27 protein-coding genes and 1 tRNA gene are annotated in these 25717 nt (G+C 58.6%); 19 read left to right on the top strand and 9 right to left on the bottom strand.

Going from position 1 to position 25717, the window contains the following annotated elements; all coding sequences use genetic code 11:
- Positions 1-6: 6 nt before the first annotated feature.
- From NXC24_RS14255 to NXC24_RS14215, 8 genes are all read left to right on the top strand, one after another.
- Complete coding sequence (locus NXC24_RS14255) at positions 7-309, top strand: hypothetical protein (RefSeq protein WP_104823888.1); 303 nt, start codon at positions 7-9, stop codon at positions 307-309.
- Between the two features lie 7 nt (positions 310-316).
- Positions 317-1879, top strand: a complete 1563-nt coding sequence (locus NXC24_RS14250) for a hypothetical protein (protein WP_104823887.1) — start codon at positions 317-319, stop codon at positions 1877-1879.
- Positions 1876-2274: a GNAT family protein gene (locus tag NXC24_RS14245; RefSeq protein ID WP_104823886.1), complete on the top strand. Its 399-nt coding sequence runs from the start codon at positions 1876-1878 to the stop codon at positions 2272-2274. Before NXC24_RS14250 ends, NXC24_RS14245 begins: the two co-directional genes overlap by 4 nt.
- A complete protein-coding gene (locus NXC24_RS14240) occupies positions 2258-3271 on the top strand; it encodes a hypothetical protein (protein WP_104823885.1) in 1014 nt (337 codons plus the stop codon). Before NXC24_RS14245 ends, NXC24_RS14240 begins: the two co-directional genes overlap by 17 nt.
- Before the next feature lie 16 nt (positions 3272-3287).
- On the top strand, positions 3288-5651 hold the full coding sequence (locus NXC24_RS35110; protein ID WP_158704482.1) for a hypothetical protein: 2364 nt from the start codon (positions 3288-3290) through the stop codon (positions 5649-5651).
- Positions 5651-7636 (top strand): hypothetical protein, encoded by a 1986-nt coding sequence (locus NXC24_RS14230; RefSeq protein ID WP_104823884.1) that lies wholly within the window; start codon positions 5651-5653, stop codon positions 7634-7636. The genes NXC24_RS35110 and NXC24_RS14230 overlap by 1 nt, the downstream gene beginning before the upstream one ends.
- A gap of 584 nt (positions 7637-8220) precedes the next feature.
- Positions 8221-9048 carry a hypothetical protein gene (locus NXC24_RS14220; RefSeq protein ID WP_158704481.1) on the top strand — a complete coding sequence of 276 codons (828 nt, stop codon included), beginning with the start codon at positions 8221-8223 and terminating at the stop codon, positions 9046-9048.
- A complete protein-coding gene (locus NXC24_RS14215; protein WP_245463878.1) occupies positions 9045-9362 on the top strand; it encodes a hypothetical protein in 318 nt (105 codons plus the stop codon). Before NXC24_RS14220 ends, NXC24_RS14215 begins: the two co-directional genes overlap by 4 nt.
- An 8-nt stretch (positions 9363-9370) precedes the next feature.
- On the opposite strand, the gene NXC24_RS14210 is transcribed toward NXC24_RS14215, so the two are convergent.
- Positions 9371-10060, bottom strand: a complete 690-nt coding sequence (locus NXC24_RS14210) for a hypothetical protein (protein ID WP_104823881.1) — start codon at positions 10058-10060, stop codon at positions 9371-9373.
- A gap of 169 nt (positions 10061-10229) precedes the next feature.
- Here NXC24_RS14210 and NXC24_RS14205 point away from each other — a divergent pair, with 169 nt between their 5' ends.
- The 4 genes from NXC24_RS14205 to NXC24_RS14190 all read left to right on the top strand — a co-directional run bounded on the left by NXC24_RS14205 (position 10230) and on the right by NXC24_RS14190 (position 12042).
- Entirely contained in the window at positions 10230-10880 is a 651-nt protein-coding gene (locus tag NXC24_RS14205; RefSeq protein ID WP_104823880.1) for a glycoside hydrolase family 19 protein, read from the top strand.
- Positions 10881-10909: 29 nt separating this feature from the next.
- Positions 10910-11245: a cell wall anchor protein gene (locus tag NXC24_RS14200; RefSeq protein ID WP_104823879.1), complete on the top strand. Its 336-nt coding sequence runs from the start codon at positions 10910-10912 to the stop codon at positions 11243-11245.
- 12 nt (positions 11246-11257) lie between these two features.
- Positions 11258-11509, top strand: coding sequence for a hypothetical protein (locus NXC24_RS14195; RefSeq protein ID WP_104823878.1), 252 nt, complete (start codon positions 11258-11260; stop codon positions 11507-11509).
- A gap of 137 nt (positions 11510-11646) precedes the next feature.
- A complete protein-coding gene (locus tag NXC24_RS14190) occupies positions 11647-12042 on the top strand; it encodes a hypothetical protein (RefSeq protein WP_245463877.1) in 396 nt (131 codons plus the stop codon).
- 207 nt (positions 12043-12249) lie between these two features.
- Here NXC24_RS14190 and NXC24_RS14185 read toward each other — a convergent pair whose 3' ends face one another.
- The 3 genes from NXC24_RS14185 to NXC24_RS14170 all read right to left on the bottom strand — a co-directional run bounded on the left by NXC24_RS14185 (position 12250) and on the right by NXC24_RS14170 (position 14227).
- Positions 12250-13092 (bottom strand): hypothetical protein, encoded by an 843-nt coding sequence (locus tag NXC24_RS14185; RefSeq protein ID WP_158704480.1) that lies wholly within the window; start codon positions 13090-13092, stop codon positions 12250-12252.
- 315 nt (positions 13093-13407) lie between these two features.
- A complete protein-coding gene (locus NXC24_RS14175; RefSeq protein ID WP_245463875.1) occupies positions 13408-13680 on the bottom strand; it encodes a hypothetical protein in 273 nt (90 codons plus the stop codon).
- A 313-nt stretch (positions 13681-13993) separates the two neighbouring features.
- The gene (locus NXC24_RS14170; protein WP_104823875.1) at positions 13994-14227 is read right to left on the bottom strand and encodes a helix-turn-helix transcriptional regulator; all 234 of its coding nucleotides are present in this window, start codon (positions 14225-14227) and stop codon (positions 13994-13996) included.
- Positions 14228-14347: 120 nt separating this feature from the next.
- Here NXC24_RS14170 and NXC24_RS14165 point away from each other — a divergent pair, with 120 nt between their 5' ends.
- From NXC24_RS14165 to NXC24_RS14150, 4 genes are all read left to right on the top strand, one after another.
- Positions 14348-14707: a hypothetical protein gene (locus NXC24_RS14165; RefSeq protein WP_104823874.1), complete on the top strand. Its 360-nt coding sequence runs from the start codon at positions 14348-14350 to the stop codon at positions 14705-14707.
- Complete coding sequence (locus NXC24_RS14160; protein ID WP_104823873.1) at positions 14697-15566, top strand: hypothetical protein; 870 nt, start codon at positions 14697-14699, stop codon at positions 15564-15566. Before NXC24_RS14165 ends, NXC24_RS14160 begins: the two co-directional genes overlap by 11 nt.
- Complete coding sequence (locus NXC24_RS14155; RefSeq protein ID WP_104823872.1) at positions 15563-15937, top strand: S24/S26 family peptidase; 375 nt, start codon at positions 15563-15565, stop codon at positions 15935-15937. Before NXC24_RS14160 ends, NXC24_RS14155 begins: the two co-directional genes overlap by 4 nt.
- 102 nt (positions 15938-16039) lie before the next feature.
- A complete protein-coding gene (locus tag NXC24_RS14150) occupies positions 16040-16555 on the top strand; it encodes a hypothetical protein (protein ID WP_104823871.1) in 516 nt (171 codons plus the stop codon).
- A 104-nt stretch (positions 16556-16659) separates the two neighbouring features.
- Here NXC24_RS14150 and NXC24_RS14145 read toward each other — a convergent pair.
- From NXC24_RS14145 to xylF, 4 genes are all read right to left on the bottom strand, one after another.
- A tRNA-Arg gene (locus tag NXC24_RS14145) sits at positions 16660-16736 on the bottom strand.
- 166 nt (positions 16737-16902) lie between these two features.
- The gene (locus NXC24_RS14140; protein ID WP_104823870.1) at positions 16903-17685 is read right to left on the bottom strand and encodes an ATP-binding cassette domain-containing protein; all 783 of its coding nucleotides are present in this window, start codon (positions 17683-17685) and stop codon (positions 16903-16905) included.
- Positions 17686-17700: 15 nt separating this feature from the next.
- A complete protein-coding gene (locus NXC24_RS14135) occupies positions 17701-19029 on the bottom strand; it encodes a sugar ABC transporter permease (protein ID WP_104823869.1) in 1329 nt (442 codons plus the stop codon).
- 292 nt (positions 19030-19321) lie between these two features.
- On the bottom strand, positions 19322-20362 hold the full coding sequence (gene xylF, locus NXC24_RS14130; protein ID WP_104823868.1) for a D-xylose ABC transporter substrate-binding protein: 1041 nt from the start codon (positions 20360-20362) through the stop codon (positions 19322-19324).
- A gap of 221 nt (positions 20363-20583) precedes the next feature.
- Here xylF and NXC24_RS14125 point away from each other — a divergent pair, with 221 nt between their 5' ends.
- From NXC24_RS14125 to NXC24_RS14115, 3 genes are read left to right on the top strand one after another with little or no spacing between them, the layout of a single operon-like run.
- A complete protein-coding gene (locus NXC24_RS14125; protein ID WP_104823867.1) occupies positions 20584-21825 on the top strand; it encodes an ROK family transcriptional regulator in 1242 nt (413 codons plus the stop codon).
- A 10-nt stretch (positions 21826-21835) separates the two neighbouring features.
- Entirely contained in the window at positions 21836-23260 is a 1425-nt protein-coding gene (locus NXC24_RS14120) for a di-heme oxidoredictase family protein (protein WP_104823866.1), read from the top strand.
- Positions 23257-25008 carry a CRTAC1 family protein gene (locus NXC24_RS14115; RefSeq protein ID WP_104823865.1) on the top strand — a complete coding sequence of 584 codons (1752 nt, stop codon included), beginning with the start codon at positions 23257-23259 and terminating at the stop codon, positions 25006-25008. Before NXC24_RS14120 ends, NXC24_RS14115 begins: the two co-directional genes overlap by 4 nt.
- Before the next feature lie 83 nt (positions 25009-25091).
- Here the strand turns inward: NXC24_RS14115 and NXC24_RS14110 are convergent, their stop codons facing one another.
- On the bottom strand, positions 25092-25715 hold the full coding sequence (locus NXC24_RS14110) for an ATP-dependent Clp protease proteolytic subunit (protein ID WP_104823864.1): 624 nt from the start codon (positions 25713-25715) through the stop codon (positions 25092-25094).
- Between the last annotated feature and the right edge of the window lie 2 nt (positions 25716-25717).

Here is a 25717-nt window from a genome sequence, read left to right as displayed (position 1 = left end):
TCTTCCGTGGCTGATATCCAAGACAACACCATTCCCTACGAGCTGCTGGTTCGCTTCGGTCCTGACGGTGCTCCGATCGGCGCTCATGTCCAATACCTGCGCCGTATTACCCTCGATGGCGAGATCATCAAGGATGACATTCTGCCGGCGCAGCCGATCGATCTTGCCGGTTTCCCGACGAGCGCCATCATGACCGATGCAACGCGCGATGCTCTCGCCAACGCCGCAACTCAACAGAAGCAGATCGAGGAACTGAAGGCGCAGCTAGAGACGGCGAATGCGGCAATTGCCGAGCTTCAGCAGGGCTGAAAACGCCATGGTTCGTCAGCCCGCATTGGTGACGCCAAAGACGCGCCGCGTTTCCGCGCCGGGAGATTGGGTTGCTCCTACCGCCGGATGGCGCACGGACGTTGCGGTTGCCGACATGCCGAAGGACGCTGCCTATCAGCTCGACAATTTCTTTCCGGAGTCGAACCGGGTGCGGGCGCGATATGGCTCTAATATCTTCGCCTCGATGCTCGGCGCGACCGTGCAGACGATCATCCCGTATTCCGGCGCCACGAACAAGCTGTTCGCATCCGCGGGCTCGCAGATCTTCGACATCACCTCCGGTGGGATTGCCGCATCTGTTGTCTCTGGCCAGATCGGTGCTCGTTGGTCGGTTCAGCAATACACGAATTCAGCCGGTAGTTTTCTCCGCCTGGTCAATGGCCTTGATACGCCCTTGCTCTATGATGGCTCGACGTGGGCCACGACAGCAATCACCGGAACCGGTCTGACGGCGAGCAATCTATCGGTTGTGGTCGCATATCGGTCGCGGCTGTGGTTCATCGAAAAGAACACGGCAAAGATCTGGTATCTGGCCACGGACGCGGTAAGCGGCGCTGCAACAGCATTTCCGTGTGGTGGCAGCATGAAATACGGCGCCGTCCTCGTCGCGATGGGCGTCTGGACCATTCCGGTATCGACAGGCGTTGAGCAATGCTTGGTGCTCATGTCATCGGAAGGCGAGATTTTGGTCTATCAGGGCTCTGATCCGTCCACCGCGTCGGGTTTCTCGCTGCTTGGCACATTCAAGGTGGGACGCCCGCTCGGGCAAGACCGGTGCATGATCAATGTCGGCGCCGATCTGGCGATCATGACGACAGACGGTATTGTTCCGATCACCAAGGCTGTGCAGCTTGACCGCGGCGCGACTGATCTCGGTTCCATTACTGCGAAAATCGCGCCGACCTGGCTTCAAACCGTTGCGGACGCTGGCGTGACGTCAGATCAGTGGCAGTTAACAGCATTCCCACGTCGTCGCATGGCGATCGTGAATCTGCCGGCCGCCTATGGTCCATACCAGTATGTCATGAACACCGAGACAGGCGGCTGGTGCCGGTTTGTAGGCCTCTCCTCGACGTGCTGGGGAGCATGGAATGATCGCCTGTTCTTCGGCGCCGCAAATGGCAACGTCTACGAGGCTGAAGTCGGTTCGAATGACGCCGGCAACCCGATCGACGCATTGATGGTCGGCGCCTGGCAGCGGTTCGGAGACTCCATATCCCCGAAGTTTGAAACGTTGATCGGTGCGACCGTTCAAGCCGGTGCATCGACGAATTTCTATCTCGGTGTTTCCGCCGACTATCAGGTGACGGTCCCGCAAGCTCTCCTTGCACTGGCGGCAGCCGTCAGGCCGTTCACATGGGATGTTTCGCTCTGGGATCAGGCTTATTGGCCCGGCACGACGGTTAGCACCAAGTTTGCATCGTCGAACGCAATCGGTGTTGCTCTTGCCCCTACAGTTCGCGCGCAAATCTCCGGTGACAGCACCTCGATATCGGAGGCCGGCGTGATCGGTGGAACAGTTCTCTATCAAAAGGGAACGCCGATTTGATCGTCTCTGAACCGAGGCAGGATATCGCCGCATGGGTCGGGCAGAGGATCGGCGTCGAGTTTCGGCCACCTTACACGACGATTGCAGAGGTTCGGGGCGGCAAGATCATCGCTGGCTACGTCTTCAACGTCTGGACAGAGCATGACGTCGAGGTATCGCTTGCCGCGGATCGGCTGTCTCGAGCGTTGATCAAGTCGGCCTTCGCTTATGTGGTGGAAAATCTCGGTTGCCGCCGAGCGACGTTCAGGACGCGCGCGGATAACGTGAATGCTCAAAGATGTCTCGAACGCCTCGGTGGGCACCTGGAAGGGCGTCAGAGAGCTTATTTCGGCGACTGCGATGGCCTGCTCTACGGAATTTTGAGAGAGGATTTCCCCATTGGTCAGCACACCTAAGGCACCAACGGCGCCCGATCCGCAACAGACTGCGTCGGCGCAGACGGCCACCAATCTTGCGACCGCGCAGGCCAATGCTGCGATGAACAACGTCAATCAGGTCACCCCGTATGGAAACCTGACCTATTCGCAGACGGGACAAAACTTCATCGCTGATCCGAACGGGCAGCAATATTGGGTAGATGGCAGCGGGCAATATCACAGCAGCTTGCCGACGCACTCGGTCACCGTCCCCGGATCTGCTGGCACCCAGAGCAGCGTTGTCCATTACGATAAGAACGGGCAGCCGATCTATTCGACCACTGGCGCGACGGCTGCATCGACACAGCAGCAGGCCTATACGCCGGATGGCTGGACTTCGACCAAGGGCTATTACGTCCCGACCTACACGGCCACCCAGACGCTTTCTCCGCAGCAGCAGCAAATTCTCGACCAGACGCAGGCGGCAAATCTCAATCTGGGCAAGCTCGCCAATGAGCAATCCGCTAAGATGGCGGATTACCTCAATACGCCGCTCGATCTCAGTTCCGCTAATGTCGAGAAATATATCAACGACAATTGGCAGGGACAGTTCAACAATCAGTGGGACCGAGACTCTGCGAGCCTCGACCAAAAGCTGGCTGATCAAGGAATTAAGATCGGCTCTGAAGCCTATACGAATGCGATGCGCGATTTCAGCACGAACAAGCAGGCCGCTTCCGATCAGTATACCGGCGACATGTACAACAATGCGCTCTCAGCGATCCTTACCCAGCGCAACCAGCCGATTAATGAGATCGGCGCCCTGTTGAGCGGATCGCAGGTCACCCAACCGACCTATGCAGGCAACACGTCGAGCAGCCAGATTCCGACCGTCGATTATGCCGGGCTCGTGAACCAGAATTATCAGGATCAGGTGGGGATTTATAACCAGCAGGTCGCCAAATCCAATGCGGCTATGGGCGGCTTGTTCGGTCTCGGCTCGTCGTTGCTCGGCGGCTGGGCCATGGGCATGTAAGGCGGGGAGCGGCTAAATGTCTTTCATCTTCGGCGGAAATACCGGCGAGAGCCAGGCCGATATCACGGATGCCCGCAAGCGGCTCGCTCTTGCAATGCTGCAGCAGGGAACGGATTCCAGCCCAATTCAGTCGCCGTGGCAGGGCGTGGCGCGTCTTGGTGAGGCTCTTATGGGCGGCTTGGCTGCACGGCGCCAGGCACAGCAGCAGCAGACAGCTGATGCGCAGCTCATGTCGGCAATCACCGGGCAGCCCTATACGCCTCCGGCGCAGTCTCCGGGCTTCCTGTCGTCGCTCTTCGGCGGCTCCAAGGTTCCTGCGTCTGGCGCTCAAGGGGAGGTGGCAGCGACCAATCCCGGTGTTTCTGGCCACGCGTCCGACATATCTGGTCTAGACAGCAACCAGATCTATTCTGGTTTCATGGACACCGTGAAGGGTGGCGTGACTAACCCTTATGCACTCGCTGCGATCGCTTCCACAGGAAAGGCCGAGAGCGGGTTCTCTCCCGGGAATGCAGCGGGGACATGGAACGACGGCGCCAATAACGCTGGCGGCATCATGTCTTGGAACGGGCCGCGCCTAGCGGCGCTGCAGAAGTTCGCCGGCGGTGGCAATGGCACTCCGCAGCAGCAGGGACAGTTCTTCCTTCAGGAAAACCCGGCGCTTATCACGGCTCTGAACAACGCCAAGAGCGTCGATGAAGCTCAGCACCTGATGAACAACGCATGGGCCTTCAAGGGCTACAACGTGCCCGGAAACGCCAACGCTGCGAACCGTCTGGCAACCGCTCAAGCGCTATTGCCGCAGTTCGCGCAGTCTGGCGCCCCGATGCCCGTTGCGCCACCGCAGACACAGGTCGCGAGCCTCGACCCGTCCGCGGGTATGTCTGCCATGCCGCAATCGCGCCCGGCTGCTCCTCCTCCATCGCCGACGATGCAGCCCGACAACATGGCAAACGTGACGCCTGATCAGATGCGGGCAATCCTCGGTCCGCAGCCCACGCCCGGCTATGTCGATCCGATGGTTACGACTGCCTATCGTCAATCTCCACCTCAGATGCCAGCCACACAGGCAATCCAGCAGCAGGCACCTTTGCCCGATCAGCAGCAGACGGCTTCGATCGATCCGAACTCGACCGGCGTTCCCGTTCCAACTGGCGAGATTAGCCAGTTGCCCGCGCAGGCCGCCTCTTCCGCTGCGGCTCCTGCTATTCGGCTAGCTCAAGCCATGCAGAACGCTCCAGCGCCCCAGAACGCCTCTCCGCTCGCCAACAATCCGCGTGCGCAGGCGCTTGTCGGAGCCATGATGAACCCGAACGCATCGCCGCAGGTCCGCTCGCTGGCCGGCGTTATGCTCCAGCAGGTCATGAGACCGAATGACTACGGTTTTCAGACGTTGCCGGACGGCACGATCATGCGCACCGATCCGCGCACGGGGACTGTCGCACCAGTCTATCAGGCCACGCCAAAACCGGTCGAGGTCAATGGGCGCTTGGTTGATCCCGTGACCGGCCGCGTCATTGCCGACTACAGCAATCCGCAGGTCAGCACCGTCGATGGTGCCGTTGTCGACAACCGGACGGGTCAGCCGATCTATCAGAGCCATAAGCCCATGGATGTGAATGGCCATCTCGTGGATCCTGTAAGCGGCCAGCAGGTCGGTGATTACAGCAATCCGAACGTTTCGGAAGTCGATGGCGCTCTCGTCGACCAGCGCACCGGCAAGGTGCTTTACCAGGGCACGCCGAAGGGCGTTACGGTCGATCCTGGCCAAAGCCTCGTCAATCCGCAGACCGGGCAAGTCCTTGTTCAGGGCAGCGGCTACAAGCCTTCGGATGTGACGGATCTACGGAAGGAAATCCAGCAGCTTCCGTCCTATAAGAGCTATCAGCAGGCTTCGCCGGTCTACCAGTCGATGATCGACACGGCCAAGACTGACTCCAAGGCTTCCGACCTCAACCTCGTCTATGGCCTCGGCAAGATCATGGATCCGAACTCGGTTGTTCGTGAAGGCGAGATGGTGATGGTCAACAACACCTCAAGTCTTCCCGACTGGCTGATGGGTGCGATCAACAGCGTCAACGGCGGCTCAAAGCTCGAACCCGGTACCCGCAAGGCCATCCTGACGGAAGCCAAAAGCCGCATGAACTCCTATCAAGGAATGCTGGACAACGATCTGAACCAGTATCGGGGGATCGTCAGCCGGCGAGGTATGAATCAGGCTGACGTGCTGCCGGTGCTCAATTCGATTGCAGACGTTCCCGATCTGACCGGGAATGCGGCAAGTGCGCCGGTAAAGGTCAACTCGGTGGATGATTATCAGAAGCTTCCATCCGGCGCACAGTACATCGACCCGAATGGCAACACGAGGACGAAGCCCTGATGGCAAACCCATGGGATAACGACCCGATCGTCAAGCCTGCGGCCGCAACCGCTGCGACGGCCGCGCCCTGGGCGAATGATCCGATCGTTGCCAACTCTCAGAGCGGTAATCTCAGCACCGACAACGCTGTCCGCGCCGTTGCGACCGGTGTCCCGATCATCGGCGGGGCGTTGAACCGGATTGATGCCGCGACCAACGCCATGCTTGCGCCGATCATCGATCCTTTACTGCCTGACAGCTTCCAGAAACTTCCCGGCAAGACATGGGACGAGCGCTATCAGCAGGCCATGGATATCCAACAGGGCAAGGATCAGGCCTTTCATGAAGAGCATCCTTACGTCGACACGGGGCTGCAGGTAACCGGCGGCGTTGCCGGGACGATTCCTGCAATCATGGCTGCACCTGCGGCATTCGGCGCGGGCGGGGGTGGCCTTCTACTGCGATCCGGAATTGCCGGGGCGACAGGAGCAGGTATTGGGGCGACCGACAGCGCCGTGCGCAGCGATGGTGATCTAAGGGACACAGCTATTGGCGGGGGAGTAGGCTTGGTTACGGGGGCGGCCGGCCCCACGGTAGGGCGTCTTGTCGGTAAGGGCGTGTCAGCGCTCGTTACCGCGCTCCGCACCCGCGCTGCAGCCCAGGCCGCGGGTATGGAGCCGCAGGCGCTAACCTATCTTGGCCGCGCGATCACCGATGATGGACTCAACTCTTCGACGTTGCCGCAGCGTCTTGCCGATTTGGGTCCTGACGCCATGCTTGCCGACGTCGGTCCGAATCTTCAGAAGCAAGCCGGTGCATTGGCTGCTACCCCGGGCAGGGCACAGGAAATCGTCCGCAGCGCACTTGCTGATCGACAGGCCGGAGCAAACCAGCGTCTGGCAGCGGCCATCGACGAAAATCTCGGCCCCAATGTCGTGCCGTCCGAGGTGCAGGCCGGCATTTCGGAAAATCAGCAGGCGCTTTCTCCGACCTATCGGGAAGCATTTAACAGCGCGCGGCCCTACGACGTCCAGCCGATCGCGGATGCCATCGATACCGATATCACCCGTCTGCGCGGGCGCGCTCAAGGTGCACTTCGGCAGGTTCGTGGCATGCTGAACGTGGCGGACTCCAACGTGCTGTCGAGCGATCCGAACGTCATGTTCCAGACCCGCCAGGCGATCGACGGGATGCTTTCCACGGAAACCGATCCGAAAGTTATTTCCGCGCTGGTGGAAACGCGACAGATGCTCGATGACGGCCTCACGCGAGCAGTTCCCCGGATCAAGGAAGCCGACGCATCCTATGCCGAGCTTGCCCGTCAGAATGAGGCCGTAGGACGCGGTCAGCAGGTACTTGACAGCGGCAGGACTGCTCCTCGGCCTTCTGAGTTGGCGCAGGAGGTCCAACAGGGCGCGCAGCCGCAGGGAATGCAGATCGGACCGTCCGCAGTCCCGTTTCGCCTCTCACAGGGCGCCAGAGCCGAAATTGATCGCATCGTCGGCACGAATAGCAACGACATCAACGCCATGAACAAGCTCATCAAAGGGGAGGGCGATTGGAACCGCGATCGGTTGGCCACTCTGTTCGGCCAGGAAAAGGCGGATCGGCTCTTTCAGGTGCTGGAAAATGAAAGGGCCTTCGCAGATACCGCCAATACCGTCACCCGCAACAGCGAGACCGCAGCGCGTCAGGCCGCTCAGACCGAACTCGGCGGCGCTGAGGGATCAGGCTTTGGTACCAAGGAAGCCTTCAAGGCAGGCGGTGTGAAGGGTATTCTCCGCTCCTACGCCGTCGATAAAGCCGATGGTATCGTCAAGGCGCTGATGTCTCAGGATACCGGCAATTCTACGCGGGAAAGCTTGGCGCGCGCTCTGGTTGGCAATGAGAGGGACAAGCTTGTCCAAGCTCTCGCACAGGTAGGCGGCAATCGTCAGGCACCAGCCTTAGTCGACCCGCTTGTCAAATCGCTGTTGCTGAACGCCGGAGCCGCGCGGACGCGATGATGGGTCGATCCAGCAGATCAGTAAGTAAAGTGCCGCGGCAAAAGCAAATCCGGCGATGAACCCAATCGGGAAATCGGCGCTGAAATAACTGCTGGCGAATCTGAACATCTGCCCGACGCCATAAAGGATCGCGGCCGTGATGACGATGCAGACGATTTGCAGAAGTCGGATCATTCCGCAAACATAAGAGCGATATCCGCTGAATGCAACTGGCGGTCTAATAGGTCGTGCAGGTCACGTTATTGCCGAGTCTGTTGCAATTTGTCGTTCTCATCGTCGGTGCGGCAGGCTGGGTCAAGACGACGGGCGGCGGCGTGTATTGTGACCCTCTGAACGGGAATGCCGGCATTCTTCCATCGGTTTTTCCGCATTGGTAGCTCATTCGATACCACGTGACGGGACCGGGCAGGATATCCGCAACCAAGCCGCCTGCATTGCTGGAACTGTCGACCACTTGATAGGTCCCGTGGCAAATCTTGGCTGCCGTTTTCAGGCAACCATTGGGTGAGCCGTTGCATTTGGCTTGGTGGACGGTCTGACCTCCAGGGGTCGGCACGTCTTCGTCGGACGAGGAAACGCATGACGTGAGACAGGCTGCGACGGCGGCAGCAAACAATATTTTCTTCATCGATGATCCCATCCCGAACAGGCGACCGCCCAAAGCGAAGGGATCACACTCGTTAGTTGTCGTCAAGGCGCTCTCCGGGGCGCCTTTTTCTTTGGAAGGAATTCTGATGCCTCGCAACGGAAGTGGCGTCTACAGCCTGCCGGCCGGCAGCACATTCACGCCGAACACGCTGGCCCAAAGCTCAGTCGTCAACGGGATCAACAATGATATCGCTACGGATCTGAACACCCCGCGTCCTATCGTTGCGGGCGGGACTGGCGCACCCGACGTCGTGACGGCTCGAACAAATCTGGGCATCGCCTGGGAGATAATCGGGGCATATTCGCCATCCGGTGTCACCACCGTCGTCGTTACCGGCCTCAGTGCATTCCGCCGTCTGCGACTCACAGGATACGTTATTCCATCCTCGACTGCTTCCGTCTTCATTCAGACAAGCACGGACAATGGCTCAAGCTATGCCGGCGGTGCAACGGACTACACCTATCAGGATTTGATTGCTGCAAACACGACGATTGCTGCAGGCAGATCTTCAGCGTCGGCCATGGCGATTACCGCAAATTCTGTTTCCGAATGCGTCTTTGTCTCGACGATCGAGAATTTCAACGTCTCCGGAATCAATGCTGTGATGAATACGATGTCCACCATTCTTCAGAGCGGTGTTCGAAATGTCGATTTCTCCGGTGCCGCCCGTGCCGACAATACCGCGCGCAATGCCTTGCGGATGCTGATGGGCGGATCCGTGGCATTCAGCGGCAATTTCTTGTTGGAAGGAGTCAGAGGATGAAACAGCTTCTCAACGGTGTCGAAGTTGAACTCACTCCCGATGAAGAAGCGGCATTTTTGGCTGAGGCTCCAACGATAGCCGCCCCGGCAATCGAGAGCGTTTCAGCTCGCCAGTTCAAGCTTCAGCTCTTGGCGGCCGGTATCCTCGATCAAGTCGATGGCTGGGTAAAGCAGCAGAGCAGGGACGTGCAAATCGCCTATGAATATTCGGGCTCTTTCGTCAAATCGTCACCGATGATGCAGCAAGGCTTCGCTGCGATGGGCTTCACGTCCCAGCAGATCGACGAGTTCTTCGCCGCAGCTTCAAAATTGTAAGGTCTCGACTAGTTACCCTTGGGGTCAAATCTCATGGCCTCGACTTTGAAGCCATTGACCCCGCAAGCTTCAAGAATGGCATTTGCTATTTCGACTTTCGATGTTGGTTCTGCCAGAAATCCTTGTCGGAGTGCTTCGATCTCATGCAAAATATCGGCCTCTTCAAGGAATTTCGCCGCCCCCATGCTGGTAGATGGATCTTGAAAGACGGTCTTTGACACAAGATAACTCATGGCAAAATTAAAAACGTCAAGTTCGTTCTTGTATTCTTTGGTCTCGCAATAAGCCAAGTAATTCTTCTGCGACCAATTCCAGTATCCAGCAGCTTCGGGGAACTGCTCGAACTCTTTGGGAATGATCAGCAGGTGCTCCAAATCGTTGTTTAACCGGTAGGCGAGTTCCTCGCTGGCAGCGTTAAATGGGGCTGGGCGCAGCAGTGGCGCACCTTCGATTTTGATACGATGAAGATGTAGTATCTCATGATAAAGGAGGTGGTCTGGAGCATTTTCGAAGGCAACAATATGCGGATGGCGGGTGAGAATAGTTGTTCTCCACCCCAGCCAAATTTTCCATTCGTGTATCGTGCTAGGTCCTCGAATTGGAATTGTCTGCGGAAAATATGCGTCAATCACCTGCTGCACGACGGCGTCTACGGTCTCGCCATAGAGACCCAATAGCTCTGCAATCGTCGTCCTCATCTTTGCCCTCACTCTTGCAATCGCCAATGTGGTCGGGACTTCGGATATGCCGCGGTGTCAAACTTTCTGACCACTGCGTCAGGATTTCGATCGTGCCTGAGTCGACGGACCCAGCCTAGAGGCAACCAAAGCAAGAAGATTTTTATCCAGGAAAATCGGGAGACGATTGATGGACCGAGCGAAACTTTTCGCGGCGGTGCGTTCCACTGTGTTCAGTGGCCACTTATCCGAGGCACAGGTAAACGGCATCGAGGCCATTCTCGATGGATGCGAGGGGGGCGGCGTTACTGATCTCCGGCAGATCGCCTACATCCTGGCAACGCCCATGATCGAGACTGGCGGCAGCTTCGTGCCGGTCTCGGAAAACCTGAATTACAGCGCCGCAGGGCTTCGAGAGACCTTCCCCAAGTATTTCACCCCCGCGCAGGCTCAAAGCTATGCCAGACAGCCACAGAGGATCGCCAATCGAGCCTATGCGAACCGGATGGGCAACGGCCCTGAGACGTCTGGAGACGGTTGGAAATATCGTGGCCGTGGTTTTAGCCAGTGTACGGGTCATGACAACTACGGCAAGTTCTCGAAGTTGCTTGGCGTCGACCTCGTGTCCAATCCCGATCTCGCGATGAGCGACGACATTGCCGCGAAGATCATCGTCATCGGCATGCGCGATGGCATCTTCACCGGCCACAAGCTTTCCAACTACTTCGAACCGGATTCTGCCGATTGGATAGGCGCTCGCCGCATCATCAATGGGCAGGATAAGGCGCAACAGATCGCGTCTTACGCCAAGCAGTTCTACGCGGCACTGAAAGCCGCCTGATCCTCCCCACTAACCAAAGGAACATCCTCATGCGCATCCTCCATCTAGCGATGGCGGCTAGCCTCGTGCTGTCCGCTGTTTCTCTCTCCGCATGCAAGACCACCAGCCAGGTCGACACAGCCATTGAGCAGAACCTTCCGAAGGTCTGTTCGGCGCTCGAAATCGCCCACGTGGCGTTCTCTGCCGTTGCAGCCACCGGCAAGCTGAAGGCCGGTACGGTTTCCAAGGAAGCTGCAGCCTATGCCGGCGTCGAGACGATTTGCGCCGATCCGTCCCACACCTCTGTCGTAGATGCCGTCGTGAAGGTCGCGCAGGCCTATGCCGTCGTCAGCAGCGCTCTCCAGCAGGCCAAGGCCGCTCAGTAAAGGATCTCCTCCATGTTCAATACGAACGCCATCCATAACCTTCTCAATATCCTGATCGCCGTTCTCGCGGCCGTCACGGCATTCCTGATCGCCACGGGCTGCACAACGACCGCGGCCGGGTTGCTGGAATGCTCGCAGTCCTGGATCAGCCCGACCTATACCGCCGCTATCGTCGCTGTCCTTGGTGCGTCCAAGACCCTGATCAACGTCGTTCGCGATGGGTTTGTCGGCCTCATCAAACCCCAGCCGCCGGTCGAGAGATGAACAGCGCCGTTCTGCTGACGCTATTCTTCCTCACGGCCGGCACCCTTGCGCTTGGCATCGGTGCCGGCCTCGTCTCCATACCGCATTGAAAGACGTGAAAGACAGTGGCTGACGAAACCGGAGATGAAGAGATGCAAATGCCGGAGCGCGCGAAGAGGATGGGGGCGAACATCAATACCCTTGTCGGAATTCTGTCGATCGCTTCTTCGGTCGGCATGGGTGTTTGGGTCACGGCGAACAAAAGCCGCGATATCGAGGACCTGCAAGGCTGGCGCAAGGACTTCATCGTCCAGACGGAAGCGAATTCAGCCCGCGTGGATCAGCGCCTGCAGGCGATCGAAACGAGACAGTCGACGGCCGAAGGCGATATCAAGACGCTCGGCTATCGAATGTCAGCAAGCGAGCAGTCGGTCGGGTCCGTGCTTGCCTCGATCAAGGATCTGACGTCCTCGGTCAACGAGCTGAACGGGGACGTGAAGGTCGTGCGCGAAATTCTGCAACGACAGGATCGGCAAAGCGGCAATCAGCGGTGAGTTCTCACGCCCTTCGCCCGTCGTCAGCGCAATGGGCTCTGTGAGCGCCAGCAAGCGTTCGAGAGAAGGACGCTTTCCCGCCTGTCAGTTGTCTCTTTCGGGAACGGCGATTTAAATTCTCGTATCAGGCGCTGTTCCGTCTCACGCGGTAATTTGAAGGCGGAATCATCGGGCTTGCCAACGATTTCCTTCTCTTTGCGAATTTGATCAGACATGATCCACCTGTTGGTTGAGTGCTTGTGGATAATAATACTTTCTCTTTATCCAGCGAAAGTTCTCATATTTGGTTACAGTCGCTACGTCTATGTCACCTGACACATATTCTGGTACAGCGCGGAAGCGAAACACCTTTTTCGTCATATCTGCCAAGAATTCTGTCAGATCGATTGCGTCTTGAATCGGCATAACGGGTGAGACCAGCGGTAGAAGAAGCTCGGGGGCGACCGACTCATAGAGTTTCGGGAACTTGTCTTGCGTAACCCCATGGTCGTTTAAAATCTTCTCCAGCTTCCAGCCGAATCCGCCGATCAAACGTTGAATGGGGTCACGCTGTCCCCCGCAAAAGATCCCTATGTCCGATGTTTCCGCCACCAACGCGGGCGGTAGAACATTCCCGTTGAACACCGACAATTTCCAAAGCTCTGGTAGTTTCTCTCCGGAAGAGTACCCACCAATCCAAAACTCGAAACCGACACCCGAGGCATCGGGCACATTTTTGAACTCTTCCTCCAGAAAAAACTTCTGCGCCAGGGCGACTACATCTTCCATCTTATAATCGCTGCCAAGCGGGTTCGTTCCCTTGGCTCCAATCATGTGCCGAAACTGCTTCGCCATCATAGCTATCGAAGCTTGCCCGAAATTGCCGAGCCCAGCCGTCATGCCCATGATAGGATATTGCCGATGTAGCTGAAAAAGCTTGTTGCCGTGTCGATATACTTGCTGAATAGGATCGCCATTGCTGTCTTTTGCGCCACCCGCATCAAAGCTTGATGCGCTATCGGCGGCAAAAACCATGCATTCATTCACTTTTACGCAAACACATACAGTCATGCCATGTCCCCTCCCATGACTTATGCATATGTAGGTTGCGCCGATTCCCGACGATCAGTCAACGAAGAATAGGTCGTCCCTCATAAAAGTGTCGGCTCCGGATCTCCTTAAGCAAATCGAACCGGCAAAGCCGGGGCCGAAACCAGAGATAAGGTACGGGCACCTATACCCAATTGGGCCGTCAAGCAGCCGGCGAAGGGCGGAGACAGAAAGTCCGAGGAATATCAAAGAGTAGGCACCCATACGTTGATATCCAGAGAAGAAGCTGCCCGCGAGGCTGGGATGTCGAAGCATCAGAGCGGCGCGGCGCCAATATCACTGATCGTCTATATCGTTGCCATCATCGTCTGTGTCCGCGCCACGGGTAGGCTCCTGTACAAATGTTTTGCATCCTTCTTCGAAGGAGGTCGAATTTCCTCCGCAGTCACTTTCGTCTGTAACGGCGTTCCGCTCGGCCCACTCATAACCTGCCTTGTGCCCCGAACAATCCTCGGTGCAATCATTCCCGCCGAATGTCTGGGCATCAGCAATGTGTACGCCGACGCATAAGAATCCCACCGCGAAGACTGCTGCCAACCAATTTTGCATAAGTCTCTCCCCCATAAAAACAATAGCCCTTAATGCAGAACCTGCACCACCATAAGCGCCGCCGTGGTTAGGCCCGCGCACACTGTCAAAGCAGTCAAAATCGAAGTCGACATCATATCGCTCCTCAAACCGGATTTTGCGAGCTAACTACTGCAGAGGTGCGGGCGTGTCGCGTGACAGATGGCGTGACATTATCTGCAGTCTGCGTATCGGCGCGATGTTTTCCACTATTTGATCCAGATCGGGGCGGACGCTTGTGGATGTTAGCCGTTCGGAAAGACTGAGCGCGCGGCTTTGAAGATTTGGCGAGGGTTCATTTCCGGAGCCTTACGCCTGGTTGCCCGTGATTTAGAAACTCGATGCCTGCTTCTTCGAGCACCCGCTGCACCATTTGAACGTTTTGTGCACGTCCGGCGATCTGGCCAGCCCCTGCCGCCTCCATGTTCCGGATGGTGTTGACGTTCACTCCAGCCCTTTCAGCGACGTCCTTCTGCTCCACTCCCGCGAGCGCACGAGCCGCCTTCAGTTGATTGCCAGTGGTGAGCATTTGATTTCCTTCGTTATCACGAAATTAGTTATCAGAACTAGATATGTGTTGACAAGAGTGAAGAAGTCGTTAAGTTCTAAAAATAGTTATCTGGTTCTCATACCTAAATGGAGATGAAAAATGCCGAACACTGCAGTTCAGGCGGCCGGCGAAGCTGTGCCTGCCGAGAAAATGTTGGGACGACTAAAAAGAATGCTGGAATCCGGAGACGTTCAGGCGGCCATTACTCTTTTGAATGCTGACAGCACAGGAGCGGGCCGACCCGCGGACGCAATCGACGACGTCCATAGCGCGCTGTCGATCGTACAGACCTGCTGGCTTGCCATGACAAGCGACTGCTACTCTGCGGAAGACGACGGATCTGCAGTGGCGGATGCGCTCTACCAGGGCATGGCGAAGCTTCAGAACGCCCATAGAATATTCATGAAACAGAATGAACGCGAAACTCAGAAGCTTATGGGAGGAAACCATGAGAAATAAATCTGATCAGATAGTCGCCGAAGGTTTGCCCACGGCCAGACGTACCCTTCTCGGCCTCTTCTCCAGTCTCGCAGCGGCTGTGGCCGTCCCAGCAGCACTTGTCGGCCCTGATGTCGCACAAGCGCGTTCTGAGCGTTCGTTGGCCTCAGTCACGCGGCACGAGAACCCAGAGCTGCTTCATGCATATGAAAGTCTCATTGCTGCCCAGACCGAACTGGCAGAGGCACAAAAGGCTCGGGAATGGCTTGCGGATGAATGGCGCCATTTGTGGCCGCTCGCCCCTGAAGAACTTCTTGGCGGTGCCAATGCCCATTTGAATGGTAGTTGCCGCTACCCCGCAGAGCGGGATATCATCGGTCGTTTCATGATGAGGGATACAAGTGTTCTTTCCAGGCGGTTAGCTCCCGAATTCCGGGAGAAGATGGAGAGAACGTGTTTTCACGTCCACTCGTCGGAGGAAGCCCGCCGGTGGATCGACGACCTCTCGCGGCATGTTCCGAAAGGACGTACCGAAAAAGCCTTGGCCCGCAACAGGGAATGGAGGGATCAAGCTCTTGCGCAATGGAGACGGAGGCTTGAGCTTGCTGTTGCCTATGAGGCCGAAACAGCCCGCCTGACTGAGGCCTCAGGCGTGATGCAGGCGGCGCAGCGGATCCACGATGCCGATGTCGCCGTGAAGGAAGCCAGCGCGAAGATTTCTATGATTCCGGCATTTACCCATGAAGGATTGCGGATCAAAGCGTATGCCATCCAGGCGTCTGGCTTGTTCGACGGTGATCCGAATACGTCTGGCCGTTGGGGCGAGTTTTGCCGCTTCATTCATGCTGTTATCGGCATGAGAGAGGAGATGCAGGCATGACCGAATTCTTCGCGCCAACCATCCAGACCGAAAAAACCGCCTTCGACAAGCTCCGCGTTCACATGGTCGATGGGGACACTATGGAGCCAGAGTTGAAAAGCCGTCGCGATTATGTGCTCGTCGCTCCGGTAGCGGATTATTGCGGCGAAGGGATCTACCTCGTGGATAACGGCCTTGGCGCTGTCCTGTGTCGCTGCGCAGCTCTTCCGGGCAAAGAACGAATGATCCGCGTTTCGTACGACAATCCAGTCTACCGACATGGGCCAAATGGTGGCCATTACTGGAGCTCCCAGGAGTTCAGTGAATGCGTTCTGGCCATTGTCGTCGCTGACGTGAAAGTGAGAGACAGTCGCTTTCTCAAGGCTGCTTGATTCTGTGGAGGAAGTGAATTGCGGTAACAACTGCCACCGCTACTTGCTAAGCGATATCAGACATTCAATCCTGCCGGCTCTCATGAACTGGCAGGATTTTTCATGGCCGATGAACCCGAAAAGCCAAAGCTCTCCGTCGTAGCTCAGAATTCACAAAAGGAGATCGACAGCCAATATGCCAAAGAGGAGATCAACTGGGCTCTCCTGGCATTAGCTGCGAATATCATACGCGTCGCTCGCGGCGCGGGAAAAGCCTCCGAGCTGGGCCGGCAGTGTGCCCGAGTCGTTGAAAGTTACCAACATTTTCATGAGACTGCAGGCAGATGGCCGCGGCCAGATGAGATCGAGGATATGCTGTCCCTACGCTACCGCGAGCCGGGAGGCCTCACCGAGCGGGCGCAGGAATGGAGCGGCGCGATCCAAACGATGGTTCAAGGAAGCCTTCAGGTCGCAGCATCTCAATTGCTCCAGCAAACGACACAGGAGCGAGCTGGCGAAAGCGAGATGTTCAGGGGTCTGGAAATTATTGAGCGGCAGCGTGACGAAAACAGGAGGGCGCGGGAAGCCTCGGCAAGGACCGGCAGACGTCGGCGCAAAACGGAGATCGATGCGCTATAAGTTGCCGAGCGCATTTGGATGCTACAAGAGGGTGCTTTGCTTCCTATGTGCTTCCTGTGGATTATTTCCGTGAAGCTGGATCGCGCTAAAACCCCTGTGGAATATGGCGCACCCGACAGGATTCGAACCTGTGACCTTTGGAATCGGAATCCAACACTCTATCCAGCTGAGCTACGGGTGCATGCCTTAGGCGGTTTGACTCGCCTGTCCGATGAGGTGGTTCTTAGCCCAGGAAGCGTTTGGCTTCAATGCGGAAAATGCGGGAAACCACATATCGGTTTGTGTGAATGAAACAAGGCCGCGATTGTTAGGGCTCGCGGCCTTGTTGTTTGCTTAGGATATCGGGCTCAGCTCTTCATCGCGCCGGGGCCGGGGATGGCTTTGGGGGGGACCTTGCCGAGGATGATCATGCCGAGGACTTCGTCCTTGGTGACATCCTCTGTGCGGGCGTGGCCGACGACCTGGCCGTTCTTCATCACCGAGACGCGGTCGGCTAGGTCGAAGACATCGTGGATGTCGTGGCTGATGAGGAAGATGCCGATGCCGTCCTTCTTCAGTTGCTTGATCAGGTCGCCCACCTGCGCGGTTTCCTGAGGGCCGAGCGCAGCCGTCGGCTCGTCCATGATCAGGATGCGGGCGTTGAAGAGGATGGCGCGGGCGATCGCCACCGACTGGCGCTGGCCGCCGGAGAGCGCCTTCACCGGCTCCTTGAAGCGCTTGAAGTTGGGATTCAGGCGACCCATCACCTTGCGGGCCGAAGCCTCCATGGCGACGTCGTCGAGCGTGCCCCAGCGCGTCTGCAGCTCGCGGCCAAGATAAAGATTGGCGGCGGCGTCGACATTGTCGGCGACGGCGAGCGTCTGGTAGATCGTCTCGATGCCGTATTTCTTGGCGTCGCGGGGCGTGCGGATATCGGCCGGTTCGCCGTTGATCAGAATATCGCCGCTGTCGCGCTTGTAGGCGCCGGACAGAATCTTGATCAGCGTCGACTTGCCGGCGCCATTATGGCCGAGCAGCGCCACGACTTCGCCGGGGTAGAGATCCACCGAGGCATTGTCGACGGCGTGAATACCGCCGAAGGAGATGGAAATGTTCCTCATTTCCACAAGCGGAGTGGTTTGATCCGTCATGGTTCAGAATTCCTTTTACTTGGCGCGCGAGCGGTAGACGATGTCAAGCCAAACGGCGACCACCAGGACAATGCCCACGACGACGTTCTGAATTGGCGTATCGACATTGGCGAGACCCATGCCCGATTGCAGCGATTGCATGACCAGGGCGCCGATCATGGCGCCGGCGACGGTGCCGCTGCCGCCGGCAAGCGAGGTGCCGCCGATAACGGCCGCGGCGATGGTGAAGAGCTCGTAGGTCGTGCCCTGCGAGTTGACGGCCGAGTTGAGGCGCGCCGTGGAAATCGCGGCCGAGACGGCGGCGAGGAAGCCCATCAGCGCGAAGATCTTCACGATGACCCAGCGGGTCTTGATGCCGGCGAGTTCGGCGGCTTCCGGATTGCCGCCGATCGCGAAGACATAGCGGCCGAAGCGCAGGCGCGTGGCGATGAAGGTCATCACGATGCCGATGGAGACGGCGATGAGGACGGGGACGGCGATGCCGTAGGGAATGTTCAATCCCGTTTCCGGCCAGGCAATATTATGGTCCGTGGCGTAGCGCTTGGCGATGCCGATCGGCCAATAATAGCTGTTGAAGAGATAGACCGTGCCGAGGACGAGCAGGGAGCCGAGGGCAGCAAGGAAATATTCCGCCCAAAGCGGACGGCGCGGAAAGTGAAAGCGCTTTCTTTGCTGGCGCGAGCTGATGATGCCGACGATGATCAGCAGGCAGGAGATCACACCCACCACCCAGCTCCAGGTCGCGCCGATCGAACCGGTGGCGCCGCCGCCGCCCATGACGACGAAGGTGGAGTCCATCGGTGCCACGGTCTGGCCGCTGGTGACATACCAGGCAAGGCCGCGCCAGACGAGAAGCCCGCCGAGCGTGACGATGAAGGAGGGGACATTCATGAAGGCGGTGATCGCGCCCTGGAAGGCGCCGATGGCCGTGCCGATCGCCAGGCCGCAGATCAGCGTGATGATCCAGGTCCAGGAACTGTCGAAGCCGAGATATTGCGGCAGCCACTTGGCCTGGATGACGCCCATGATCATGGCGACGAAGCCAAGCAGCGAGCCGACCGAAAGATCGATGTTGCGCGTGACGATGACCAGCACCATGCCGGTTGCGAGGACCGCGATTTCGCAGGTCTGCACCGAAAGGTTCCAAAGGTTTCTGGCGGTGAGGAATTCCCGGCCGTCGAATATCCGAAGATAAAGATCGAAGCCGATCCAGATGATCAGCAGCGCTCCGATCATGCCGAGCAGGCGGGTATCGATTTCGGTGGCACGCAGGAACCGGGTGATTGCTCCGGCTTCTGCATTGCGGGGACCGCTCGATGTTGTGGACTGTGTCATGTCGGCCATCGCTTTGCCGTTCTCCCACTGTTGGGCGCGGCCAGCGATGCATTCTAGGCTATCGCCGGCAGGACTGCGCCAATCTCAAAAATGCGTCATCGCCTCTGTGGCCGGTCTTCACCCGGTCCCGATGACCGCCATCCGGCAGGTCAATGGGATATGCGATGGCGCAGCACGATGCGGGAAGCCTGGTCTCCGACTGCAAGGGAGAGTTGTCCGCTCCTGATCCGCATTCGACGCCGCAACGGAGTGTGCCGCTGCGGCGTCGCTATTATGATCGGGTCAACCGTTCACGGGCAGCTTATTTGCAGGCTGCAACGGTGCCGGCCTTGACGCCCTGGCAAGCTTCAGCCTTGCTGATCCAGCCGGCGTCGATGACGACGTTCAGATTGTCCTTGGTGATTGGCTGCGGGGTCAGGAATACCGACTTCATGGCAACGTGCTTCGAGCCGCCGCTGAAGGTCTGGACGCCGTTGATCTGGTCCATGGACTTGCCGTTGGCGAGATCGATGGCGATTTCGGCAGCGCGCTTGCCGAGCTCACGGGAGTCCTTCCAGATGGAGACGGTCTGCGTGCCGAGCGCGATGCGGTTCAGAGCTGCCTTGTCGGCGTCCTGGCCGGAAACCGGAACGGAACCTGCGAGGCCCTGTGCGTCGAGAGCAGCAACGGCGCCGCCGGCGGTGCCGTCGTTGGAGGCGACGACTGCATCAACCTTGTTGTTGTTGGCGGTCAGGAACTGCTCCATGTTGCGCTGCGCGTTCTGCGGCAGCCAGCCGTCCGTGTAGGCTTCACCGACGTTCTTGATCTTGCCGGCGTCGATGGCGGGCTTCAGCACTTCCATCTGGCCGGAGAACAGGAAGTCGGCGTTCGGGTCGGACGACGAGCCCTTGATGAAGACGTAGTTGCCTTCCGGCTTGGCCTTGAGGATTTCGCGAGCCTGCATGCGGCCCACTTCCTTGTTGTCGAAGGTGATGTAGAAGGCGGCCGGATTTTCGATCAGGCGGTCGTAGCCGACAACCGGAATGCCTTCGTCGGCGGCCTTTTCAACGGCCGGGCCGATGGCGTCGGAATCTTGAGCGAGAATGATGAGAGCGTTGGCGCCCTGGGAAATCAGGGATTCAACGTCGGTCAACTGCTTGGAAGCGGACGACTGGGCGTCAGCGGAAATGTACTTGGCGCCAACCGCAGCAAGGGCCTTCTTGATGGCCGCTTCGTCGGTCTTCCAACGCTCTTCCTGAAAGTTCGACCAGGAAACGCCGACGACGAGATCCTTCGCGAAGGCCGCCGTCTGCATGGTCAAAACGATGGCCGCACCGGCAGCCAGCTTAATAAAAGCTCTCATATTATCCTCCCGAGTGAATGCGACCGCACGTGCCCTGAGCTCCCGCCGGCCGCCGCGATAACGCTGACGAGAAAGGTTCGGATTTTTTTCTCGACAGTCGAGAAATTTAGTGTCAGAGATTTTTTCACCTGTCAACACCCGCATCCCCAGGTTTAATCGACCGTTGAAAGGGGCCGGGTGGAGATGGGGAGAGGAGGGTGGAATGAGCGGGAGGCTTGATAATGCTGGCCAAATCGAGCACCGAATTGGTCCGCCAGAAAAACAGTGTTCTGGTGCTGACGGCGCTGCGCCGTCACGGTCCGCTCGCCCATACGGAACTTTCTGATTTCACCAAGCTTTCCTCGGCGACGATATCGGTCATCACCACCGATCTGGAGCGGGCGCAGATCATCGAGAAGGCGGAGCAACAGGCCGCCGGAGGACGCGGCCGGCCGCGCGTGCTTTTTTCGCAGCGGCGCGATTGCGGCTATCTGATCGTCGTCATCATTTCATCGGATGCGGTGCAATATTCGCTTGTGGATTATGCCGGCCGGCTGATCGACCGCTTCACGGAGGCGAGACAGCAGAACGTCTCGGGTGCCGGCTCTTTCGTCATCGGTCTGCGCGATGCCTTGAACCGGATCGTCGCCCGCTCGCGATTGCCGCGCGACAAGGTCCTGATGATTTCGATCAGCAGCAAGGGTCTCGTCGAGAGCTCGGAGCCGGTGCTGCGCTGGTCGCCGATCTTCGGGCGCGAGCAGATCGATTTTGCCGCAGTGCTGCGCGACGAATGGTCAGCGAAAATCATCCTCGGCAACGAGACTCAGCTCGTCGCCGCTGCCGTCGGCCGCCAGGAGGAGAATAAAAAAGGGCGCGACTTCCGGGCGCTTGCCGCGCTCTCGCTCGGCCACAGCATCGGTCTCGGCATCGTGCGCCGCGGCGAGGAAGGAAAGCACGAAATATCGGCGCCGAATTTCGGCCATATGCTGCATATGTCGGGCGGCGGTCTCTGTCGCTGCGGCTCGCGCGGCTGCATCGAAGCCTATGCCGGCTTCTATGCCATTCTGCGCGCGGCTTTCGATGTGCCGCTGGATACCATCCCGGCGAAATTCGTGCCGATCGCCGAACTCGACAAGATCGCAGCCAGCGCCCGGCAAGGCAGCCGCCGCAACATCCACGCCTTCCGGCAGGCGGGATTGGCGCTCGGCAACGGCTTGTCGCGCGTGCTCAGCCTGCATGAAAGCATGCCGATCGCGATCACCGGGCCGGGGACGCGCTATTATGACCTATTGTTGGAGGGCATTTCCGAGGGGCTGGCGGAATCGCATGTCGTGCGAATGGAGGGCATGCCGGAGCTGCGGGTGGTGGCGGACGAGCCGACGCTGGTGTTCGAAGGGCATCTCAACCGCGCGCTGGCGATGATGGACGACGACATCGTCAGATCTGGGGTTGCCGTTACGGAATTGCATGGCCAAACTGGTTGAGGAGGGGACTATGAAACGAATGGCACTCGTGTGCCTCTGTCTTGCCGCGACGGGATTGCCGGCGATCGCGTCGCAGCCTTGGGAGGAAAAAACGGAGGCGCTGGGCCAGGCCGGCGCCGAGGTTTCCGGCCACCAGACGGTCGAGCAACTCAAAAATCTCATCAAGATCGGCGAAGCGCTGTTTACGGCACGCTTCACAGTCGAGGACGGGGCAGGGCGTCCCGGCGCTACGCAGGCGATCGTGCCGACCAAGCGCAAGCATCCGGTGATGAACGAATTCAGCCGCACGGCCGGTGTCGACGCCAATGCCTGTTCCTCCTGCCATAACATGCCGTTTCCCGGTGGCGCCGGCGATTTCACCACCAATGTTTTCGTGTCCGAAGGTTTCGAGAGCGCGGATTTCGACACGACCGATCCGCAATTCTCCAATGAGCGCGGCACCAACAGCCTGTTCGGCGATGGTCTGATCGAGCTTCTGGCGCGGGAGATGACCGTTGATCTGCAGCGCCAGCGCGCCAACGCCATTACGCTTGCGGCGAAAACTGGCCAGCCGCAGCGCATCGCACTCGAGACCAAGGGCGTGAAGTTCGGCTGGTTGACCGCGCAACCCAATGGCTTGGTCGATATGCAGGAGCTGGAGGGTATCGACATGGATCTTGTCATCCGCCCCTTCAGCCAGAAAGGCGTGATGACCTCGCTGCGGCAGTTCACCGTCAACGCGTTGAACCAGCATCACGGCATGGAGCCGGTGGAGCGCTTCGGCGGCCGATGGACGGGGACCCGGGATTTCGATGGCGACGGACATGCCGATGAGATCAGCAACGGCGATGTTTCGGCGATGGTTGCCTGGCAGGCGACCTTGCCGGCGCCGGTGCGGAAGGTGCCGGATAATGCCCAATGGCCCGATATGGCGGCGGCGGGCGAAAAGCTGTTCGACGGCATGGGCTGCACGGCCTGCCACAGAACAAGCCTGCCGCTCGACAGTCTCTCCTTCTCCGATCCCGGGCCGAACGATGTTGCCGGCACGCTGAGCGTCTCGCAGGTGAAAGACCCGGCAATCTACGACCTGTCGCAGCTCGACTGGACGAAGAAGCTGAAGCGCAATGACAAGGGGCAGGTGCTGGTGCCGCTGTTTGGCGATCTCAAGCGCCACACCATGACCGACAGCAGCGTCGACCAGCTCGGCAACGAGCTTTTGGCGCAGCGCTTTGTCGATCGCAATATCTTCATGACGGCGGAGCTTTGGGGCGTGGCCTCGACGCCGCCCTATGGCCATCGCAACGACATCACCACGCTCGACGGCGTGATCCGCGCCCATGGCGGCGACGGTCGCACCGCCCGCGACACCTATGTCGGCGCGTCCGACGAGGATCGCGCCCGCATCATCGCTTTCCTCAAGACGCTGGTCATCGAGCAGGCAGGGGTGAACCAATGAAGAAGATTGCAACCTTGCTGGCCATAGCCAGCTTGATTTCCTTCTCGTTCGCGCCCGGCAGCTTTGCCGAGGACACGGCCGCGCCGGCACCCTTCCTGATGGATGTCCCGCATTTCCAGGAGGAAGCGGTCGCCGCCGGCATTGACCATCAATATACCGGCGGCTGGGAGTATTTCGTCGGCGGCGGCGTCGCCAGCTTCGATTGCAACGGCGATCGCAAGCCCGACCTGATGATGGCCGGCGGCACCAGTCCGCTGGCGCTTTATGTCAATGAAAGCGAGACGGGCGGCGCACTGAAATTCAAAGCGAAGCCGATCAATCTTTCCGACAAGGATATCCGGTCCGTTCTCGGCGTCTATCCGATCGATATCGACAATGACGGCTATACGGATGTCGTTCTGTTGCGGCTCGGTGAAAATATCATCCTCAAGGGCGGTCCGGACTGTACCTTCGAAAAGGCCAATCGCACCTTCGCCTTTGACGGCGGCAAGGACTGGACGGTCGCGTTTGCGGCCACGTGGGAAGCCGGCAATAAATATCCTACTCTTGCTTTCGGCAATTATGTCGATCGCTACGCGCCAGGGACGCCCTTCGGCACCTGCAGCGACAATGTTTTCGATCGTCCTACCAGCAACGACAAGGTCGACTATTCCAATCCGTTGCCGCTGAAGCCGAGCTATTGCACGTTGTCGATGCTGTTTACCGATTGGAATCATTCGGGCCAGGATTCGCTGCGCGTTGCCAATGACCGGCAATATTATCGCGGCGGACAGGAGCAGCTCTGGGACATCGCGCCCGGACGGCCGCCGCGGCAATATACGACCGCAGAAGGCTGGGCCTCATTGAAGATCTGGGGCATGGGCCTTGCGGAAGCCGATCCGAAGGCAGACGGCAGGCCGGAATATTTCATCACCTCGATGGGCGATAACAAGCTGCAGGAGCTTGATGACGAGGCGGATAACGACAGCCCGACCTATCGCGACACCGCCTATGAAAAGGGGGTAGCCGCCTATCGGCCCTATACCGGCAAGGACCACAGGCCTTCGACGGCCTGGCACGCGCAGTTTGCCGATATCAACAACGATACCAACATGGATCTATTCCTGACCAAGGGCAATGTCGAGGCCATGCCGGATTTTGCCAGCAGCGATCCGGACAATCTCCTGCTCGGCGGCTTCGATGGCAAGTTCACCGAAAAGGGGGACGAGGCCGGCATTGCGCTTCCCGGCAAGGGGCGCGGGGCGGTGGTCGAGGATTTCAATAATGACGGCATGCTCGACATCCTCGTCGTCAACCGCATGCAGCGGGCCTTCCTGTTCCGCAATCTCGGTGCAAAGACAGAGTGGGGCTATCGCCCGCTCGGCAATTGGACCGAAATCGAATTAGACAACGGCCCGATCAACCATGTGGGCATCGGCGCCACCATCAATGTCCGGGCGGGCACACAAACGCAGGTGCAGCGCGTGCAGATTGGCGGCGGTCATGCGTCGGGCCATGTCGGCTTCACGCATTTCGGTCTTGGCACCAATGAACGCGCCGTGGTGCGTGTGCAGTGGCCGGACGGGGAGTGGAGCCAGCCTTATCGCATCTTCGCCAACCAGCATGTCGTTATCAAGCGGGGCGCCACATCGGCCAAATACTGGTTTGCGCCGCCGGGAAACGGGAATGAGACTGCCGCGGCTGAGCCAGCTATTGCAGCGCCGATACCTGCTGGGCAGCAGGTAGGCGATCAACCGGTGACGAAGTAGATAATCAGAAGAGAAGGCCGGGCAACCGGCCTTCAATCAAATGTGCAACCTCATTCATTAGGGGTCGTAGCGCCGTTTTTAAATCAATCCGCCAAACCCATATGCTGATCCTCTTTGCGAACATGGAGAATGCGGTCGATCAATCCCCATTCCAAAGCTTCTTCCGCCGTCATGAAGTGGTCGCGGTCCATGCCGCGTTCAAATTCGTCATAGGAACGGCCGCAATGCTCGGCGTAGAGCCGCGTCATGCGATGCTTGGTACGTTTGATTTCCTCGGCGTGGATGAGCATGTCGGAGGCCTGACCCTGGAAGCCGCCCAAAGGTTGGTGGATATGGATGCTAGCATTGGGCAGGGCGGTGCGCTGGCCGGGCTCTCCCGCCATCAGCAGGAACGATCCCATCGAACGAGCCGTCCCCATGCAAAGGGTCTGCACTGGCGCGCGGATGTAGCGCATCGTGTCGTACATGGCGAGGCCGCTGGTCACGACGCCACCCGGCGAATTGATGTAGAGGCTGATCGGCTTCTTCGGATTTTCCGCCTCGAGAAACAGTAGTTGCGCGCAGACCAGGGCCGAAACGGCATCGTTCACCTCACCATTCAGGAAGATGATCCTCTCGCGCAGCAGGCGGGAATAGATGTCGAAAGACCGCTCTCCCATGCTGGATTGTTCAACGACCATAGGGACGAGTTGCATCGCTTCGCGCATCG

The organism is Rhizobium sp. NXC24 (genome assembly GCF_002944315.1).
Classification (GTDB): Bacteria; Pseudomonadota; Alphaproteobacteria; order Rhizobiales; family Rhizobiaceae; genus Rhizobium.
Note: the sequence above shows the minus strand (reverse complement) of the source record. Positions and strands in the feature narration are given on the sequence as shown.

Bases quoted from the DNA above. Each gene is read 5' to 3' on its own strand.
- NXC24_RS14195 (WP_104823878.1), top strand. From the start codon at position 11,258: ATGTTCAATACGAACGCCATCCATAACCTTCTCAATATCCTGATCGCC.
- NXC24_RS14190 (WP_245463877.1), top strand. From the start codon at position 11,647: ATGCCGGAGCGCGCGAAGAGGATGGGGGCGAACATCAATACCCTTGTC.
- NXC24_RS14125 (WP_104823867.1), top strand. From the start codon at position 20,584: ATGCTGGCCAAATCGAGCACCGAATTGGTCCGCCAGAAAAACAGTGTT.
- NXC24_RS35110 (WP_158704482.1), top strand. From the start codon at position 3,288: ATGTCTTTCATCTTCGGCGGAAATACCGGCGAGAGCCAGGCCGATATC.
- NXC24_RS14250 (WP_104823887.1), top strand. From the start codon at position 317: ATGGTTCGTCAGCCCGCATTGGTGACGCCAAAGACGCGCCGCGTTTCC.
- NXC24_RS14165 (WP_104823874.1), top strand. From the start codon at position 14,348: ATGCCGAACACTGCAGTTCAGGCGGCCGGCGAAGCTGTGCCTGCCGAG.
- NXC24_RS14170 (WP_104823875.1), bottom strand. From the start codon at position 14,227: ATGCTCACCACTGGCAATCAACTGAAGGCGGCTCGTGCGCTCGCGGGA.
- NXC24_RS14200 (WP_104823879.1), top strand. From the start codon at position 10,910: ATGCGCATCCTCCATCTAGCGATGGCGGCTAGCCTCGTGCTGTCCGCT.
- NXC24_RS14185 (WP_158704480.1), bottom strand. From the start codon at position 13,092: ATGACTGTATGTGTTTGCGTAAAAGTGAATGAATGCATGGTTTTTGCC.
- NXC24_RS14215 (WP_245463878.1), top strand. From the start codon at position 9,045: ATGAAACAGCTTCTCAACGGTGTCGAAGTTGAACTCACTCCCGATGAA.
- NXC24_RS14175 (WP_245463875.1), bottom strand. From the start codon at position 13,680: ATGCAAAATTGGTTGGCAGCAGTCTTCGCGGTGGGATTCTTATGCGTC.
- NXC24_RS14115 (WP_104823865.1), top strand. From the start codon at position 23,257: ATGAAGAAGATTGCAACCTTGCTGGCCATAGCCAGCTTGATTTCCTTC.
- NXC24_RS14150 (WP_104823871.1), top strand. From the start codon at position 16,040: ATGGCCGATGAACCCGAAAAGCCAAAGCTCTCCGTCGTAGCTCAGAAT.
- NXC24_RS14140 (WP_104823870.1), bottom strand. From the start codon at position 17,685: ATGACGGATCAAACCACTCCGCTTGTGGAAATGAGGAACATTTCCATC.
- xylF (WP_104823868.1), bottom strand. From the start codon at position 20,362: ATGAGAGCTTTTATTAAGCTGGCTGCCGGTGCGGCCATCGTTTTGACC.
- NXC24_RS14135 (WP_104823869.1), bottom strand. From the start codon at position 19,029: ATGGCCGACATGACACAGTCCACAACATCGAGCGGTCCCCGCAATGCA.
- NXC24_RS14205 (WP_104823880.1), top strand. From the start codon at position 10,230: ATGGACCGAGCGAAACTTTTCGCGGCGGTGCGTTCCACTGTGTTCAGT.
- NXC24_RS14210 (WP_104823881.1), bottom strand. From the start codon at position 10,060: ATGAGGACGACGATTGCAGAGCTATTGGGTCTCTATGGCGAGACCGTA.
- NXC24_RS14110 (WP_104823864.1), bottom strand. From the start codon at position 25,715: ATGCGCGAAGCGATGCAACTCGTCCCTATGGTCGTTGAACAATCCAGC.
- NXC24_RS14120 (WP_104823866.1), top strand. From the start codon at position 21,836: ATGAAACGAATGGCACTCGTGTGCCTCTGTCTTGCCGCGACGGGATTG.
- NXC24_RS14155 (WP_104823872.1), top strand. From the start codon at position 15,563: ATGACCGAATTCTTCGCGCCAACCATCCAGACCGAAAAAACCGCCTTC.
- NXC24_RS14160 (WP_104823873.1), top strand. From the start codon at position 14,697: ATGAGAAATAAATCTGATCAGATAGTCGCCGAAGGTTTGCCCACGGCC.
- NXC24_RS14230 (WP_104823884.1), top strand. From the start codon at position 5,651: ATGGCAAACCCATGGGATAACGACCCGATCGTCAAGCCTGCGGCCGCA.